Consider the following 16321-nt stretch of genomic DNA (forward strand, 5'->3'; position numbering starts at 1 on the left):
AGGCAAAAAGAACAGGTGAAAATCCCGAAGCGGCTGAACCGCTGACTGAAAAGTTTCGTGCTGCAGCTTGCAGATGGCTGTACGCCACGGGGCATAATTATCGCTGTTTTGGCAGATTTGTCAAGGCTGACCGCCGAACAGCCGTTTTGGGCTGCTTTGATCGGGCGCTTTTTCAAGCTTTTTGTAGTATAATAACGTTGTCATGAAGAAAATTTTACGCCTCTGCACGATATTTGACGGATTCAGCCGGCGCGTTGTCGCGGCGGTCTGTTTTTCTGCCGTTATGCTTTCAGTCTGCGTTTTCTGTACATCTGCCTGTGCTTCGCAGCAGTTTGACCCGCAGAAAGTACGGGGACCGAAACTGGAAAAACTCTGTATGGTTATCGTGAACAATACGGACGCGCAGATTCTTGCCGCAGAGAACGGAGACCTTGACGTCGTAAGCGACATCGTACGTCCTTCGGATATTCAGATAATAAGCCGCAACAAAAATTTTGACACTTCCATGGCGCGTGCCTTTCACGCTTTTTTCATGCTTATGAATACCACAGACGGTATTTGGAAAGACAAATATGTCAGACAGGCAGCGGCACAGTCCATAGACAGAAACAATATAGTCAGGACGATTTTTTCAGGCTATTGCGAGCCTATCAACAGCTGGCTGCCGCCTGTTTCTCCCTGGGCGCTGCAGGGAAGAAGCGCAAACCTTTTCAACCGCGCCGCCGCGCGCGCCAAACTGAAAAAACGGGGTTACAGCTGGGGAATTAACGGAATGCTGATTGCGCCTGACGGTAAGCCGGTAAAGAAAATGAAGCTTTTAACGCCGCTTGCCAAGGTCGCGCCGACCACCGCCGAACTTGCGGAGCAGGTTGCCGATTCGCTTCGTGCGGCGGGATTCCCCGTTGAGGCCGAGCCTATGGATTTTTCCGCAATGATTTCAAAAATTGACAGGAAAGAATATTCGCTTGCGGTTATGGCGTGGTCAATGGGCAGAAATCCCGATTCGCTTCACGGATTTTATCACAGCTCGCAGAATATTCCGGGCGGCTACAATATGACGGGAATAGCGGACAAAAATCTTGACAAAGCGCTTGACGGCATTGTTTCGGCAAGAAACAAAGAGGAAGCGAGAAAAGCTTCTGACAAAGCCCAGCAGCTGCTTGAAGACCTCGTGCCCTCCGTTCCGATATACAGCAGGTTATCCGTTGCCGCGGTTTCAAATTCCTGGAAAAATATCATAACGACGGAACGGATGACTGCCGACAATATGTGGACGATTATGCTCGCCGAACCGAAGAACGGGAAAAAACGCCCCATGCGTATGCTTCTTGCAGAGGAGCCGAGAAATCTTAATCCTTTCACGGCGAGCAGCGCCTATTCGTGGCAGGTGCTTGGTATGATGTACGAGGGACTGCTTGAAACCAATCCTTTTACGCTTGAAGATATGCCGGGACTTGCCGCAAAATGGTCGGTCAGGGCGGAGAAAAACAAAACGGTAATCAGTTTCAGGCTGAAGCCCGGACTTGTGTGGAGCGACGGAAGCAAAATCACGTCACATGACTTCGCCGAAACAATACATTTTATACAATCTAATAAAATTCCACGCTTCCTTGACGCGGTTAAGAACGTGAAATCTGTCGCGTGTCCGACCGATTTGGATATTGTTGTTACCCTGTCGGGTGAGAGCTACTGGTATCTGGACAAAATAGGCGGTATGCTTTGTATGCCGGCTAAAACGCTTAAAGCGGTGAAAGATTGGCAGAACTGGAACCCGCTTGATAAATCGCAGAAATTCGGGCCGTACGGCTTTGTATGCACGGGACCTTTTATATTTGAAAGCTACAGGCCGGGGGAATATGTTATGTTCCGGCGCAACGAAAATTACAGGAGGCTGAAACAGTGAGAAGGGGATGGCTCAGCAGAAGGGCAGCTGCGTCTCTGCTCGTGCTTTTCGTTGTTCTCGTTTTGAACTTTATTCTGTTCAGAATTATGCCCGGTGACGCTGTCAGCACAATTATTGACCCTAATTTCTCGCCGGAGGCAAAGGCAAGGCTTCGCGAGCTTTACGGGTTAGACAAGCCGATTTTGCAGCAGTTCTTTATATATCTCAGACAGATGCTTACCTTCCGTTTCGGGCTTTCTTTCCTCAGCCAGCGTCCGGTATGGGAGGAGCTTGTTTCGAGGCTTCCTCTTACTCTTGTTCTTATGGGCTGTTCAATGCTTCTGTCAGCCGTAATCGGTATATGGCTCGGCATTAAAGCCGCTCTTAACAGAAACAAATTCGCGGAAAAGTTTGTACTGCGGGCAGGGGCGGTTACCGCTTCTTTCCCCGGATTTTTCGTACAGCTTGTGCTGCTTATGCTTTTTGCCAGAACGTTCCGCGTATTTCCGCTCCGCGGCAGTCTTTCGGTGCCGCCTCCAACCGGAACGTGGGCTCTGTTCTGCGATTACGCTCACCATCTCGCCCTGCCTGTTATATCGCTGACGATTATGGGTTTCGGCGGCTGGGCGTTGTACGTGCGCAATTTAATGGTGCGCGTCTTAAATGAAGATTACATTGTAATGGCTGAAGCCAGAGGACTTTCAAAGAAGCGCGTAATATACGGGCACGCGTTCAGAAGTATTCTTCCACCGATATTTACAATTCTGCTTATGTCTCTGCCCGGACTTGTTTCCGGAGCGGTTATTACAGAGTCTGTCTTTTCGCTGCACGGGGTAGGCACCTTCCTTGTGGAGGCTGTTTCCGGCAATGACTATCCGGCGGCGGGGGCGGCTTTTTATCTGCTCGCGCTTATAACCGTCATCTGCAATCTGCTTGCCGACGTTATGTACGGCATCGTTGACCCGCGCGTGCGGCTTGAGGAAAAAAACTGATGAAGGCGCCGGCGGGACTTTTGAAACGCAGAAGCGTGATTGCTTTCATAATAATCTGCCTTGCAGGGCTTTTTGCCCCGTTGCTTGCAGGCGGTTATCCGTCAGACGCGGTCGGCGCGCCTTTTGCAAGACCGGTGTGGTGGAACAGGGCGCTTTCTTCAACGCGCGAATTTACGGTTGATACAAACGGGGTCAGCTTTGACTGGGACAAACTGCCGCCTGCGCTGTTCAAGCTGAACGGCACGGTTGAAGGCGAAGACGTGAGAATAATTTTTGTATCGCCTGAAAAGGAATTTGAAATAGCGAGACTTGACGGAAAACAGAAACAGCTTCTGAATATCGACGCGCGCGACATGATTTTCAAACAGCAGCTCGGTCTGCCGCTTGTCGGAAACGCAACGGAACAGCTTTTCCCCTGCAAAGGTAAATATTCGCTCAAAATAGAAGGAGCGTCAAGGGCAGACCTATTGTTTTCGCTTCCGGGGGCAAGACAGGGACTGCTCGGCACAGACCAGCGCGGAAGGGACGTTTTTGCGCTCTTCCTTTATGGAATACGCACGTCGCTGCTTATAGGAATTATAGCCACTTTGGTTGCCTCCGTTCTCGGACTCGGCTTCGGCCTTGCCGCAGGCTATGCCGGAGGCTGGACGGACGCGGTCATTATGCGGACGGTTGACATTCTCCTTTCAATACCTACAATGCCGATTTTAATGATTCTTGCAGGTGTGTGGGGCAAAGGACTGTGGCAGATAGTTGTTACTCTTTCACTCTTTTCATGGATGGGAACCGCGCGTTCCGTCCGTTCGCTCGTCCTTTCCGTCCGCGAAAGCCAGTGGATAGAGGGGCTCAAAGCGCTCGGCGCAAAACGCTCCTACATTCTTGTGCGCCATCTCATTCCGGAAACGGCGCCGATAATGCTTGCCAACCTTGCGCTCGGTGTTCCGGGAGCCATTTTGTCCGAGGCGGCGCTCGCGTTCTTCGGACTTTCGGATCCGAGACTGATTTCATGGGGCAGAATGCTGCACGAAGCACATTCTTTCGGTGCCTTTACTGAGGGCGCATGGTGGCTTCTGCTTCCTCCCGGACTTGGAATTGTCGCTGTCTGCCTGATTTTTATGGATATTGGCAGATATCTTGAAGAACAAATAGACCCGCGCCTTTCGGGAGAGAAGAAAAATGCTTAACGTACGCGGACTTACCGTAAAATATTCCGGCTCGGACACACCTGCGGTCTGCACTGCGGATATCGTGCTCGAAAAAGGCAGCATTACAAGCCTTGTAGGGGAGTCAGGGAGCGGAAAAAGCACTGTTATCAACGCCATTCTCGGACTTTTGCCGAAGAGCGCCGAAAAATGCGGCGAAATCTGCTTTGGCGGCAGAAACCTGCTGACGTGCAGCGAAGACGAATTCATGAAAATACGCTGGGAAGGCATTGCGCTTGTTTCTCAGGGCGCCATGAATTCTTTTACGCCCGTACTTTCGGTCGGGCGCCAGATTAAAGAAGTGCTTGCAGCGCATCTTAACGTTACGGGAAATGCCGCAGAGCAGCGGACTGCCGAGCTGCTTGAGGCAGTAGGGCTTGACGCTTCAATTTCCAAACGCTATCCGCATGAGCTTTCGGGCGGACAAAAGCAGCGTGCTGCTATCGCCTGCGCTCTTGCCTGTTCTCCGCAGCTTCTGCTTGCGGACGAGCCGACCACCGCCCTCGACGTAATTACCCAGGCAGGCATACTTAAACTGCTTGAAAAACTGAGAAAAGAAACAGGAATAACGATACTGCTTGTAACCCACGACCTGCCAATGGCCGCCTCCGTATCAGACAATCTGCTCGTGATGAAGGACGGAGTGATTGTAGAACGAGGAAGTTCACGGGAGCTTACCGCAGCGCCGCGGACAGATTACGCCAAAAAACTGCTTGCGGCGATAGAGCTTCCTGCCAAGCAACCGAGAGAAACGCTTTCTGACAGGCTTGCGGTAAACGCTGAAGAAATAACGGTGCGCTTTGAATCCAAAAACGGAAGTTCTCACACCGCTGTTGACGGAATTTCACTGAATCTGCGCAAAGGCGAGACGCTTGCGATAGTCGGTGAATCGGGCAGCGGCAAAACAACGCTTCTGCGCACGCTGATGGGTTTGCAGAAGGCGTCTTTAGGCTCTGTTCAGTTGTTCGGAAAAAGAGCGGAAATTCTTTCTGAAAAAGAACGTTCGGAGCTGTTCAGACTGTGCGGCTACGTGCCTCAGGACCCGTACGGCGCGCTGCCTCCGGGATTGACAGCGCTTGAGGCGGTTATGGAGCCGTTTGTTATTTCCGGCAGTCTGCTTAATAAGACTGAACAGCGCGAAGCGGCGGAAAAACTGCTTGCCGACGTAGGTCTGCGCGGCGAAAGAATACTGAATTCACGTGCCGTTGCGCTTTCCGGCGGGCAGAGGCAGAGAGTAGAGCTTGCACGCGCTCTTGCCCTTTCCCCGAAGCTTCTGCTTTGCGACGAACCGACATCAATGCAGGACGTTTCCACAAGAACTGATATAATAGAACTGCTTGAAAGCAGAGTGGAGCAGGGAACGTCACTGGTATTTGTGACGCACGACCTTATGCTTGCCGCTTCGGCGGCTGAAAAAATTATGGTTATGAAGGACGGCAGGCTTTGCGAATACGGAAATTCCTGCAAAGTTCTGTGCAGTCCGAAGCACCCTTATACAAGGGCACTGCTTGAATCAGTGCCGAAAAATTCGGCAGCACGGTTTTAACACACTATAAAACGGAGGGGTACTGAATGAAACAATTTTTTAAGGATTTCAAGGAATTTGCATTGCAGGGCAACGTGCTTAATTTGGCAATAGGCGTCGTTATAGGCGGAGCGTTCGGCAAGATTGTCAGTTCGTTCGTCAACGATATTATTACGCCGCTGCTCGGTCTTGTAACCGGCGGAGTCAATTTCTCCAGCCTGTTCTACAATCTTTCCTCAACGCCTGTCGAGAGCCTTGCAAAAGCGCAGGAAGCAGGAGTACCGGTGCTTGCGTACGGCATGTTCATTCAGAACGTGATTGATTTCTTAATATCAGCCTTTGCGATTTTTATTGTACTGCGCGCGATGATGCGTTTCAAAAAGAAAGAGGAAGAAGCGCCTGCAAAACCTGCACGCCTCTGCCCGTACTGCAAATCCGAAATCGCGGACGACGCAACGCGCTGCCCGCACTGTACGTCAGAACTTTAGACTTAAAATTTGCTTGAAAGAATAAAAACAGCGCCGAAATATCTTCCGGCGCTGTTTTTTATTGCTGTGAGTAATTTATTCTCCGATATGTTCCTTAATTTCTTCGGACGAAACGCGGGTAAGCTCTGTTTTTGGCAATGTTTTGAGTATTTCCCACGCAATGTCGAGAGAATCTTCCAATTTGCGCATTTCCTGCTTTCCCTGCTTAAGAAATCTGTTTTCAAACAGCTCTCCGAACTTAAGAAGGGTTCTGTCATCCGCGGAGAGTTCGTCTTCGCCGACTACCTCTGCAAGGGAACGTATTTCCTGCGCCCTGCTGTAAGAAGCGAACAACTGGCTTGAAACTGACGGATGGTCTTTCCTCGTGTAGCCTTCGCCTATACTGTCTTTCATAAGCCTTGAAAGGCTTGTAAGCACTCCTATCGGAGGATACACGTTTTTTGAATCAAGCTCGCGCGACAGAGTTATCTGCCCCTCTGTTATGTAGCCTGTCAGGTCAGGTATCGGATGCGTTATGTCATCGTTCGGCATAGAAAGAATCGGCAGCTGGGTTATGCTTCCGGCAGAGCCTCTGACGATGCCTGCACGCTCATAAAGCGACGCAAGGTCGGAATAGAGATACGCCGGATAGCCTTTTCTGCTCGGCACCTCTCCGGCGGCAATCCCAAGCTCGCGCAGCGCTTCGCAGTAGTTTGTTATATCCGTCATTATAACGAGAACGTGCATCCCGAGTTCGTATGCGAGGTATTCGGCAGTCGTCAAAGCCATTCTCGGGGTTGCTATGCGCTCAATTACGGGTTCGTCCGCCAGGTTCAGGAAGGTTACTATATTGCTGCTGTCTCCCTTTACAGCGAGTTCGCGCATAAAAAATGCCGCGTCGTCGTGTTTTATGCCTATTCCGGCAAAAACAACGGCAAACTGTTCGTCCCCGCTTATTTCAGACTGCGTGGCTATCTGTACCGCGAGCTGATTGTGCGGAAGTCCGTTGCCTGAAAAAATCGGAAGCTTCTGACCGCGGATAAGCGTTGTAAGAGTATCTATGGCGGAAATGCCGGTGTGTATGCAGTTTTTGGGGTACTGACGCGCTGTGGGATTGAGCGGCAGTCCGTTTATGTCAGCTTTTTTGCCGCCGTATATTGTCCCGAGTCCGTCGCGGGGCTCTCCGAGTCCGTTAAACGTCCGTCCGAGCATATTTTCTGAAAGAGTAACTTCCAGCGGTCTGCCGAGGAAACGCACCGCCGTCGTTTCAGGGACAAGCCTGCCTGTTCCGCTGAAAACCTGTACGAGAACGGCTGTTTTACCGACAGATTTAACCTGTCCGTGTCTGAGTTTTCCGTCCGAATCAATGATTTCCACAAGCTCGCCGCAGCCTGCTCCGGATACGTTTTCCACCAGAACGAACGGACCGTCGATATTCTTTACGCCTACGTATTCAGTTTTAAGCATCCAAATCAGCCTCCGTTTCTTTTAAACATTCGGCTTCGACGCGGCGGAAATGTTCCGCTATCCGTACTTTCAGTTCGCCGCAGGCAGAAGCATCTTCGGCTGAAAGTTCGCGAAGTCTGACTATTGCGGATACGGATTCGTCGTTTTTTATGATTGAAATCGGAACTCCCTTTTTGATGAGTTTTACGGCTCCGTTGTAGAAATACAGTATCGTATCCAGAATCCGGAAAGTCTTTTCCGGCGGACAGCATGAATCGCTGCTGAAAGAGTTCTGCTGAAGGAAGCCGTTTTTAATCAGGTACGCGGCAAATGACGTAAGCCTCTGATCGTCAGGAAGAACGTCTTCTCCCACGAGATTTATAATCTGCTGTATTTTGATGTCGGCTGCGAGAATTGCCCTTGCCTGTGTTCTGTTCTCCGTCCAGTGCGGGTCGATATGCCCGCAGAACCAATCAGAAAGCTCGTCAGCGTATTCGCTGTACGAATCGGTCCATGAAATGGCAGGGTAGTGGCGTGCGTTGGCGAGATTTCTGTCAAGCTCCCAGAAACAGCGTATAAAGCGTTTTGTGTGGCGGGTGACAGGCTCGGTGAAGTCGCCTCCCGGAGGGGAAACGGCGCCTATAACGGTTATTGAGCCTGTGCTGCCGTTAAGCGTTAAAACTCTGCCTGCGCGCTCGTAAAATTCTGCCAGACGGCTCGGAAGATAGGCAGGGAAACCTTCTTCGGCAGGGATTTCTTCAAGGCGTCCCGAAAGCTCGCGCAAAGCTTCCGCCCAGCGCGAGGTCGAATCAGCCATTATCGCGACGTCGTAGCCCATGTCGCGGAAATATTCTCCGAGTGTTATTCCCGTGTAAATTGACGCCTCGCGCGCCGCGACAGGCATGTTTGATGTGTTTGCGATAAGAATCGTGCGTTCCATAAGCGGGTGCCCCGAACGAGGGTCTTCAAGAACGGGGAACTGCTCCAGAACGTCAGTCATTTCGTTGCCGCGTTCTCCGCAGCCTATGTATATTACAACCTGGGCGTCGCCCCACTTTGCAAGCTGGTGCTGCGTAACGGTTTTTCCTGTTCCGAAACCGCCGGGAATACAGGCTGTGCCGCCTTTTGCCATCGGGAAGAGTCCGTCTATGACGCGCTGTCCCGTTATGAAAGGCTTGTCAGGCAGAAGGCGTTCCGCATACGGACGCGGTGTCCTGACCGGCCAGCGCTGAATCATCGGTATTTCAACTTCTTTGCCTGCGGTGTTTATGTAACGCGCTATTGTTTCTTTGCCTGCATATTTTCCTGCCGGAACAACCCATGTGAGTCTGCCTTCTGCGTCCGGCGGTGCCATGATTTTGTGCAGAAGAAGCGGTGTTTCCTGCACCGTTGCAAGCACGGAGCCGCCTGAAATCGTGTCGCCTTCTTTCGCGGCGGGCGTAATGTCCCAGAGCTTCTCCTTGTCAAGCATTGAAACCGAAGCTCCAGACATAATGTATTTGCCGTGAAGCTGAAGCAGTTTGTCAAGAGGTCTGCCTATGCCGTCGAAAAAGCTTCCGAGAAGCCCCGGGCCGACTTCTACAGATACTGATTCGCCGCTGCCTGTGACCTGCTCTCCGGTCGTCAGTCCAGACGAATCTTCATAAATCTGTATCGTCGCTTCGCCGTTTTCTATATTGATAATTTCACCGGTAAGTTTCCGTCTGCCGACGTAAACTACCTCGCGCACCGCGAAGCCGCCCATGTTTTCGGCTTTTACGACAGGTCCGTTCACGTAGGAAACTATGCCGGTTCTGTTCTTTGCATCCATAACGGTTTCTCCTCTTATGACTGAATGTCCGGAAGCAGACGCTGAGCAAGCGTATCGGTCATGCTTTCAGCCGCGTTTTTCCAGTCAAAACAGATTCTGCGTTTCCCGTCCTCTGAAAGCAGCGTAATGCCGCCTTTTGGGGCATTATTCGCGTATGTAACGCTGAAAACGGTATCCGTCCCTGTTTTTTTCAAAAGGGCGGCAAGTTCGTCCGCAAGCTTTGCGTCATCCTTTGAGAGCACGACGGAAAACTTATTTTCGTTCATCTGTTCTGCCGCTTCGAGCGCCATTCCGCACAGAATACGGACGTAATCGCTTCGCTGTCTGAGACTGCGGAATTTGCTCTCAAGTCTGCCAAGCGCCTCGTCCATCAGTTTGTTCTGCAGTTTCAGCATTTCACGGCTCTCAGTCAGTTTTGCGGTACGCAGACGCAGGCTTCGTTCCTCGTCCGCCTGTTTTTCAGCCTGTTTTACAATTAAATCAAGCTCGGCATCAAGCTTTGAGGTCTCCTCTTTCAGCCATTCGCCCGCCTTTGCCGAGGCATTGTCAAGCTGCGCCTGTTTCTGTAAAGAGGCGTTCTCAAGTATTTTTCTTTTCTGTTCGTCCAGTCTGCTTACAGAAGCTTCTTTCACCGCATCTTCACCCCTATTGCTTCCTGTACCCTGTCTGCGAGATAATTTTCACCGTGTATGCTGCCGAATCTGTCAGGTATTTCCACAACGACAGGAAGTCCGTTCCGTTCCCTGAGACTCTGCACCGTTTCAGGCGCAAGTTCCGCAGCCCTTTCCGTAACGGCGAGAATTGCCAGTTCCTTCATTGAACAGGCGCGGCGGAAAGCTTCGTCCGCTTCCTCCCGCGTACGGACAAGACTGCCGCGTATGCCCGCAAAACGCATACCGGCAAGAGTATCCCTGTCGCTGCTGATCAGATATGCTTTCATTCAGTACGAAATCAGAATTTTTGCAGAATCAGCATTGATACGATAAGACCGTAAATTGCGATACCTTCGGAAAGTCCGAGATAGATAAGAGTTGCGCCGAGCATTTCAGGCTTTTCGGCGATAAGACCGATAGCCGATGAACCGACGTTTGCAACGGTGTAAGCTGCCGCCAGGCAGGAAATAGCCGTTACCAAAGCCGCCGCCAGAAAACCGAGACCTTCGCCGATGCCGTAGCCTGCCGCCTGTGACGGCGCTTCGGCTGCCTGTGCCGAAGGCGCGAACGACATTATTACGCCGCCTAAAACGAGCAGGCAGGAAATGCAGAGAATTGCTGCGTAAAGAGCCGTGCTGCCCTTTGTATTCCTCTTCTGCATTACGTAACCGCTGCATACGAGAGCCAAAACTGTTGCTGCCGAGATGAATAAACCTGTCATTTCTTATACCCCCTGATTTTTTATGCCGAGTAAACAAAATTCTGCCGAAAATTTTGTCTTTTAATTTTTCCACTGCACAGGGCTGAAAGCCTTGCCCCCGCCCTTGTAGAATTTGCCGAAGAATTCGTAATATTCAAGCCTGAGCGTCTGTATGAAAACAATCAGACCTTCAAGTGCAACAACCAGAACGTTTCCCGCCGTGAGCAGCAGAAATTTCATAAACATACCGCCAGGCAGATTGCGCACCATTTCGGAAAGCATTATGACCGCCATTGAAAGGCATACGTGATTGAGTGCAAAAGCCGCAAGCCTTACGAAAGAAACTGTGTTTGAAAGCATTGAAAGCACGACCTCTATAATTCCGAAAACGTCCGCAGCCGTTGAAGACTTCGGCTTTTCCTTAAACAGAAGGCGTGCGAACGTGCTTTTGAAAGCGATAAGCAGGACGGAAAGCACTGCCGTGAGTTTGAGAGCAAAAAGAAGCGTATCCGACCCCGTATCCGTTATGCGTGCAAGAGCAAACGCCGCAACTGGCCAGTAGAGCGCCAGTCCGGCGATTCCCTGACCGTCAAAAAGCATACTGCCGAAATTTCTGTCCCTGAACTGCCGCGCGATATTAAGCAGAATACCTGCCGAAATAATTGCGAAACCGACGGTTATCGAAGCCGCTATCAGACTTCCTGTGTCTTTTATCGGAGAGAGCCAAAGCGCGGGAATAATGTCCTCCTGTCCGAAAATGCTGCCGTACAAAACACCGAAAAACATTGAGCTTGCCGCGGCGCATTTCATGATAAACGCGGCTGAGCGGGGTGCAAATCCTTTTTTCTGCGCCCATACCGCCGCAAAGTAAATCAGAAGTCCGTGACCGACGTCGCCGAACATAAAGCCGAAGAAAAGCGCGAAAGTCAGCGCGACAAAAGCCGACGGGTCAAACTCGTCGTACGACGGAAGGCTGTACAGAGCGACGATATCCTGAAAAGCGCGGAAAATCCTTTTGTTTTTCAGCAGAACCGGCGCAGAGATGTTCAGTTCCTTCGTGTCGTCCAAAAGAATTGAGGTTGATGGTGCGCCTCGTTCGATCTCTGCTTTGATTTCGTCAACCGAATCGGACGGAAGCCAGCCGCTGATGAAAAACAGGCCGCTTACCTCGCCGCGTCCCCTGCATACGTCATAGACGCGCTGCATGGCGTAAAGCCGGAGATAAAGCTGTTCGAGCTGTTCCCTGCTGCCGTCCAGCAGTTTGTCTGCTTCCTCGGTAAACGTCTCAAGCTGCCTGCAGTTTTCCTCTTTCTGCCTTGCGATTTCCGCTGCCATCTCTGCGGTATAATCGCTGCCCGCAGTCTGCAGGCGTTCGTAATTTTCAGGTTTCAGCAGTTCGAAACGTGCGCAGATAAACTCGTTGCCAATCAATTCCGAAACGCTGAAATCGGTTCCCTGCACTGCGGAAAGAATTTTCTCCGCAGCTTCGAGCTCCGCTTTTTCGTTTGTCAGGGCAAGTTTCTGTGTCTGCAGCTGATTGAACTTTGCAACAGCCTTATCGACGCTGTATCTTGCGGAAGTGAGCGTAAAATTTTTGTCCGGAGGAACGCTGACCGGCTGCGGAAGAGGTCTTCCCGAAGCTTCCCAGACGGAAGAAATCTTTGCAAGCAGTTCGTCATACGGGTTGACCGTTTCGGTCGTCACCTTTGAGCGGAGGTTCATGTCATTTACAAGCGCGTCAAGAGACAGCGGCTGAAAGTTGCCGGCGAGCGCCAAAAGCTGTGCGCTGCTTTCAATTTCGCCGCGCGGCCCGACCAGCGTCAAAGCTGTCATTTTTATCACTGCCATACAAAATCACCTCCGTCCGCAACAGGTTTTATAAGATGTTCCGCCGCAAGCCGCGGGCTCAGACCGGAATCAACGCTCTCCGTTATCCGTATCAGGTCTTCTATTTCGTGCAGCTTCAGCGTAAAGTAACATACCGTAGTGTGAAAACCGGGAACGCCTTTTCTGAAAATCTTTTCTGCGCTTGCGTTGTTGAAACGCCGTATTCTCATTTCAAGCCGCAGCTCTCTTTCGGACTGCTCCCTCGTCTCGGCGAAAACAGCGCTGTAATACGGAAAACGCTCGCTGAGATACTTTCTGTAGGTCTCGGGCGGTGAAGACGCCATAAAGCTCAAATCCGCCGGTGTAACCTTGTAATGCGCCGGAATAAGCGCTGCCTGAATTTCGTCCGGCGGTAAATCGTAATAGAGCAGACATCTGTGCAGAATATAAAGATTAAGCAGATCAATGCGCGAGCCGAACAGAGGTGTCAGATATTTGCTCTCCGTCTTGTCCAGTGTACTCAAATCGTTAAAAACCGACACTTCCGTAAAATGATCCAGCGCTGTCTCAAGCTCAAGAACAGAATCTGTCTCACCTGCTTCCAGCCTTTGCAGAGGCTGCCGGACCGCATCGGCGTATCTGGATTTTTCAAGCGCGGCAAGTAGCTCTGAATAGCTTCTGCAGCCTGCCAGCGCGTCGTAATCAAGCTCGGAGCAGGGCAGCGGCGTAAGCTTGTAGCGGAGCGTCTGCTCGTCAATATGCCGCGAACGGACAAAACGGAAAATCCTTTTCAGCTGCTCCGTCTCAAACCAGCCGAGCCAGTCTGCGAAAAATTTCCTGCGCGCCCCCTCAAGCCCCGAAACAAAAAACTCCGCTTCCTTAAGCAGCGACGAACGAAGCTGCTTTTCAAGATTGCCGCGGTGCGCCGTTGAAGAATCAAGGAACTGCAGCGGGACGGCATACGCTTCCGTTCCCTTAAGAAACTCCGTTATCTCGGCAGACGATTTGCAGTGCAGCAGAGTCCACAACTCATCTGCGGCAAGCAGCCTGCCGTGGCGGACGTGTGCCCGTATCGCGGTTGACGAAACGGCGGTGTGAAGCGTCACTCAGCCGACCTCTTTACGTACTCCGACGCAAAATTTTCAGTCAGTGAATCAAGCAGAGGCTCAAGCTCCTTCTCAAAACGCGCGGTGTACTCCCTGCGTTTCTCTGCGCAAAGCTCTGCATAACGCCCTGCTTCTTCGGAAGCGGACGCCTGCGCGGTGCGGACAATTTCCTCTGCCCTGTGCTTCGCCTGTTCCGTGCGCTCTGCGCGAAGCAGCTCAAAATTTTTCTTAACCTCAAGCAGCCGGTACTCTGCCTCGGCCGCAGAGCTTCTGACAATATTCTCTGCCTCCGCCTCAGTTTCCAGAAGTGCGGCAAGCGTTTTTTCAAGACTGCTCATAGGTCGGCATTCCTCCTGAATTTTACTGCTGTTTTCTTTGAACCGACAGCTTTTGTGCGCTCTTCATGCGCGTGAAATCCTCCCGTTCGCTCTCCTCAAGCGCGTCGGAAATAAATTTCAGCTGATTCAGTTCTGAAGGTATTACTATCTTGTCAAGCGAATTTATGCGGCGGTGGGTCTTCTTCATCTGAGCCGCAAGACGGCAGATGCCGGCTTCCGTCTCGGCAAGCTTCGCAAGCAGGGCGGAAACCCTGCGGAACTTTGCGTATGCTTCGTCAGCCGCTCCGGAAGAACCGAGAAAAGAGCAGCACGGCTTTGCAGGGAGCTCTGCCGGCGGCTCGATTTCCGGAACTTCAACACCCATTACGGAATGAAAACGCACTGTCAAATCCTGAATTTCAGGGACGGACTGCACGATATCCTCAACAACCTCAATCCCGAGGGATATTGTTGCTCTCTGAAGAGCGTCGTATGCTTCGCGGAAAACCTCTGCCGCCTCAGCCTGAATTTTCTTTGCCGCATCGGTGCGGGAGGCAAGCTCAAACATCAAGACCTGCCGCTTCTGGTCAAGCAGATCGCGGCCGGACTGTGCTGCCGATATAGAGTTTTTCAGTTTCACAAAATCTCCCCGCGTGGGGGCAAATTTTACAGGCATCAAAAACCCTCCCGGTCAAAGATAAACTGCTCTGCAATAACATTCTACACGCATTTACTTTACCATATTTATGATAAAATATAAACAGAAAATTGAAAAAAACAAAGGATGAATGAGACGTGTTCACAGTCTTTATCGGAGAGACAGAGCTTGCAAAAATACCCGGGCTTTCGGCTGCCGGTGCCGACGTCAACGCGCTGCGCTACACAGCACCGTCGGACGCCGACGTGCTTCACTTCGGAAAACCGCGCTGCGTCAGCACAATACCCGTAGATCCGCAGGGGCACCCGTCGCCGACAATAATAACGAAAGCGGCAATTGACGAAGCAAAACTGCCGTATCTCGTCGTCTGCGCGGGAAACTCCGTGAACCCCGCCTGTCCGTTTGAAACGGTCGCGTCGAAACCCGGAAAAGACCCGCGCTTCAGAAAAGCCCTGGAAAACGCGGAAGAAATAATAAAACGCTCGGAAGCTCTGGCAAAAAAACTCGCGCCGCAGCTCAAAAGAATTGTCATAGGAGAATCGGTTCCAGGGGGAACAACGACGGCGCTGCTTCTGCTTCGCGCGCTCGGCTATGACCATACAGTATCTTCCGCCGGTCCCGTCAATCCCCTGCAGCTCAAAGAAGAGATTTGGCAGGCTGTCAGCAAAAGACTGAACATAACAATCGGAGGGCTCAAAGGCAAAGGTTATAAAGCCGCCGAAGAAGTCGGAGACCCTATGCAGATTGCGGTATCCGCATTTGTCCGCGCATTGCCGGAAAGAATTGACGTGACTCTGGCGGGAGGCACGCAAATGCTTGCGGTTGCCGCCCTTTTGAGAGACTTGGGCGAAACGCGTCCTCTGCTCGTCGCGACGACAAAATACGTCTACAAAGACCCGACGAGCTGCATGGAAGAATACGCAAAAGAAATAGGCTGCGGGCTCTGGTGGGCACCGCTTGACTTCAGCAAATCGCCGCGCAGAGGCTTTGCCGAATACGAGCTCGGCTACATAAAAGAAGGGGTCGGAATGGGCGGCGCAGTCATGTACGCAATGCAGCAGGGCGTTCCGATAGAACGCATACAGCAGAAAGCCGAAGAACTGTACGACACGCTCACGGAAAACATGGAAGCGAATTTCAAAAAATAAAGGCGCAATTACAAAGAAAACCAATTACCGTGAGAAACGATTACGATATAACCTGTATGCGCAACGGGCTGAATGATAAGTTCAGCCCGTTTTTTTTTTGAATACTTTTGCTTACAGCCGCCCAAAGACAGCCGACAGCAGAATTTTGGTACAATAAACATAGCCCTTTCGGGCACTGATAGCCGACAGCTGACAGCGGCGCTTTCGCGCCACTCCGGATTACTTCTTACTGGGAGCACCGTTCATTTTCCTCCGAAGCCGCAGGGCTCTTGCTTTCCCTGCCCACACCTTGGTCACAGAGGCCTCGCGTATAAGAGCTTAAGCCCGAACTCCGCCGGAGAACGTTACCGAAGTGCTTAAACCCTGCAGCCGTAAAGGCAGCGGGCTTACCACCGAAGGTGCGCGCATCACGTAATGCGTAAAAGTGGCAGAACCCGGAAGCTTTAGCAGGAAACGAAAGGAATTGCAGGCTCTGCTAAGCCGTCCCAACGTTTCAAAACCACCGAGCCGGAACAGGATTAAAAACAACAATTCTGTTCCCCGTCACTCTCTGCACTGTAATGTTCACAGAATAAGAAATTTGTAACA

Annotated in this window: 15 protein-coding genes; 6 read left to right on the forward strand and 9 right to left on the reverse strand. The window is 51.4% G+C overall.

What is annotated here, in order from left to right; translation table 11 throughout:
* Positions 1–202: 202 nt before the first annotated feature.
* The 5 genes from KBS54_00095 (at position 203) to mscL (ending at position 6089) form a co-directional block, all read left to right on the forward strand.
* Positions 203–1903, forward strand: a complete 1701-nt coding sequence (locus KBS54_00095; protein ID MBQ0054539.1) for an ABC transporter substrate-binding protein — start codon at positions 203–205, stop codon at positions 1901–1903.
* Positions 1904–1989: 86 nt separating this feature from the next.
* A complete protein-coding gene (locus KBS54_00100) occupies positions 1990–2874 on the forward strand; it encodes an ABC transporter permease (GenBank protein MBQ0054540.1) in 885 nt (294 codons plus the stop codon).
* On the forward strand, positions 2874–4058 hold the full coding sequence (locus tag KBS54_00105; GenBank protein ID MBQ0054541.1) for an ABC transporter permease: 1185 nt from the start codon (positions 2874–2876) through the stop codon (positions 4056–4058). Before KBS54_00100 ends, KBS54_00105 begins: the two co-directional genes overlap by 1 nt.
* Before the next feature lie 649 nt (positions 4059–4707).
* Positions 4708–5622 carry an ABC transporter ATP-binding protein gene (locus KBS54_00110; protein ID MBQ0054542.1) on the forward strand — a complete coding sequence of 305 codons (915 nt, stop codon included), beginning with the start codon at positions 4708–4710 and terminating at the stop codon, positions 5620–5622.
* 26 nt (positions 5623–5648) lie between these two features.
* Positions 5649–6089: a large conductance mechanosensitive channel protein MscL gene (gene mscL, locus KBS54_00115; protein MBQ0054543.1), complete on the forward strand. Its 441-nt coding sequence runs from the start codon at positions 5649–5651 to the stop codon at positions 6087–6089.
* A gap of 75 nt (positions 6090–6164) precedes the next feature.
* Here the strand turns inward: mscL and KBS54_00120 are convergent, their stop codons facing one another.
* Genes KBS54_00120 through KBS54_00160 form a run of 9 tightly spaced genes read right to left on the reverse strand, consistent with a single transcriptional unit; the run spans position 6165 to position 14603 of the window.
* Positions 6165–7535 (reverse strand): V-type ATP synthase subunit B, encoded by a 1371-nt coding sequence (locus tag KBS54_00120; protein ID MBQ0054544.1) that lies wholly within the window; start codon positions 7533–7535, stop codon positions 6165–6167.
* Positions 7528–9324, reverse strand: a complete 1797-nt coding sequence (locus KBS54_00125; GenBank protein ID MBQ0054545.1) for a V-type ATP synthase subunit A — start codon at positions 9322–9324, stop codon at positions 7528–7530. Before KBS54_00125 ends, KBS54_00120 begins: the two co-directional genes overlap by 8 nt.
* Before the next feature lie 14 nt (positions 9325–9338).
* Complete coding sequence (locus KBS54_00130; GenBank protein MBQ0054546.1) at positions 9339–9956, reverse strand: hypothetical protein; 618 nt, start codon at positions 9954–9956, stop codon at positions 9339–9341.
* Positions 9953–10264: a V-type ATP synthase subunit F gene (locus KBS54_00135; protein ID MBQ0054547.1), complete on the reverse strand. Its 312-nt coding sequence runs from the start codon at positions 10262–10264 to the stop codon at positions 9953–9955. Before KBS54_00135 ends, KBS54_00130 begins: the two co-directional genes overlap by 4 nt.
* Positions 10265–10275: 11 nt before the next feature.
* Positions 10276–10698 carry an ATPase gene (locus KBS54_00140; GenBank protein MBQ0054548.1) on the reverse strand — a complete coding sequence of 141 codons (423 nt, stop codon included), beginning with the start codon at positions 10696–10698 and terminating at the stop codon, positions 10276–10278.
* A 60-nt stretch (positions 10699–10758) separates the two neighbouring features.
* On the reverse strand, positions 10759–12525 hold the full coding sequence (locus KBS54_00145) for an ATPase (GenBank protein MBQ0054549.1): 1767 nt from the start codon (positions 12523–12525) through the stop codon (positions 10759–10761).
* Positions 12516–13610 (reverse strand): V-type ATPase subunit, encoded by a 1095-nt coding sequence (locus KBS54_00150; GenBank protein MBQ0054550.1) that lies wholly within the window; start codon positions 13608–13610, stop codon positions 12516–12518. Before KBS54_00150 ends, KBS54_00145 begins: the two co-directional genes overlap by 10 nt.
* Complete coding sequence (locus tag KBS54_00155) at positions 13607–13948, reverse strand: hypothetical protein (GenBank protein MBQ0054551.1); 342 nt, start codon at positions 13946–13948, stop codon at positions 13607–13609. The genes KBS54_00150 and KBS54_00155 overlap by 4 nt, the downstream gene beginning before the upstream one ends.
* Before the next feature lie 22 nt (positions 13949–13970).
* Complete coding sequence (locus tag KBS54_00160; protein ID MBQ0054552.1) at positions 13971–14603, reverse strand: V-type ATP synthase subunit D; 633 nt, start codon at positions 14601–14603, stop codon at positions 13971–13973.
* A 119-nt stretch (positions 14604–14722) separates the two neighbouring features.
* Between KBS54_00160 and KBS54_00165 the strand changes: the two genes are divergently transcribed.
* The gene (locus KBS54_00165; protein ID MBQ0054553.1) at positions 14723–15733 is read left to right on the forward strand and encodes a TIGR00303 family protein; all 1011 of its coding nucleotides are present in this window, start codon (positions 14723–14725) and stop codon (positions 15731–15733) included.
* The last annotated feature ends 588 nt before the right edge of the window (positions 15734–16321 follow it).

The organism is Candidatus Equadaptatus faecalis (assembly GCA_018065065.1).
In the GTDB taxonomy this organism is placed as follows: Bacteria; Synergistota; Synergistia; order Synergistales; family Synergistaceae; genus Equadaptatus; species Equadaptatus faecalis.

Excerpts from the sequence above, each read along its gene's own strand:
- KBS54_00095 (MBQ0054539.1), top strand. The coding sequence starts at position 203 with ATGAAGAAAATTTTACGCCTCTGCACGATATTTGACGGATTCAGCCGG.
- KBS54_00100 (MBQ0054540.1), top strand. The coding sequence starts at position 1,990 with ATGCCCGGTGACGCTGTCAGCACAATTATTGACCCTAATTTCTCGCCG.
- KBS54_00105 (MBQ0054541.1), top strand. The coding sequence starts at position 2,874 with ATGAAGGCGCCGGCGGGACTTTTGAAACGCAGAAGCGTGATTGCTTTC.
- KBS54_00110 (MBQ0054542.1), top strand. The coding sequence starts at position 4,708 with ATGAAGGACGGAGTGATTGTAGAACGAGGAAGTTCACGGGAGCTTACC.
- mscL (MBQ0054543.1), top strand. The coding sequence starts at position 5,649 with ATGAAACAATTTTTTAAGGATTTCAAGGAATTTGCATTGCAGGGCAAC.
- KBS54_00120 (MBQ0054544.1), bottom strand. The coding sequence starts at position 7,535 with ATGCTTAAAACTGAATACGTAGGCGTAAAGAATATCGACGGTCCGTTC.
- KBS54_00125 (MBQ0054545.1), bottom strand. The coding sequence starts at position 9,324 with ATGGATGCAAAGAACAGAACCGGCATAGTTTCCTACGTGAACGGACCT.
- KBS54_00135 (MBQ0054547.1), bottom strand. The coding sequence starts at position 10,264 with ATGAAAGCATATCTGATCAGCAGCGACAGGGATACTCTTGCCGGTATG.
- KBS54_00140 (MBQ0054548.1), bottom strand. The coding sequence starts at position 10,698 with ATGACAGGTTTATTCATCTCGGCAGCAACAGTTTTGGCTCTCGTATGC.
- KBS54_00145 (MBQ0054549.1), bottom strand. The coding sequence starts at position 12,525 with ATGGCAGTGATAAAAATGACAGCTTTGACGCTGGTCGGGCCGCGCGGC.
- KBS54_00155 (MBQ0054551.1), bottom strand. The coding sequence starts at position 13,948 with ATGAGCAGTCTTGAAAAAACGCTTGCCGCACTTCTGGAAACTGAGGCG.
- KBS54_00160 (MBQ0054552.1), bottom strand. The coding sequence starts at position 14,603 with ATGCCTGTAAAATTTGCCCCCACGCGGGGAGATTTTGTGAAACTGAAA.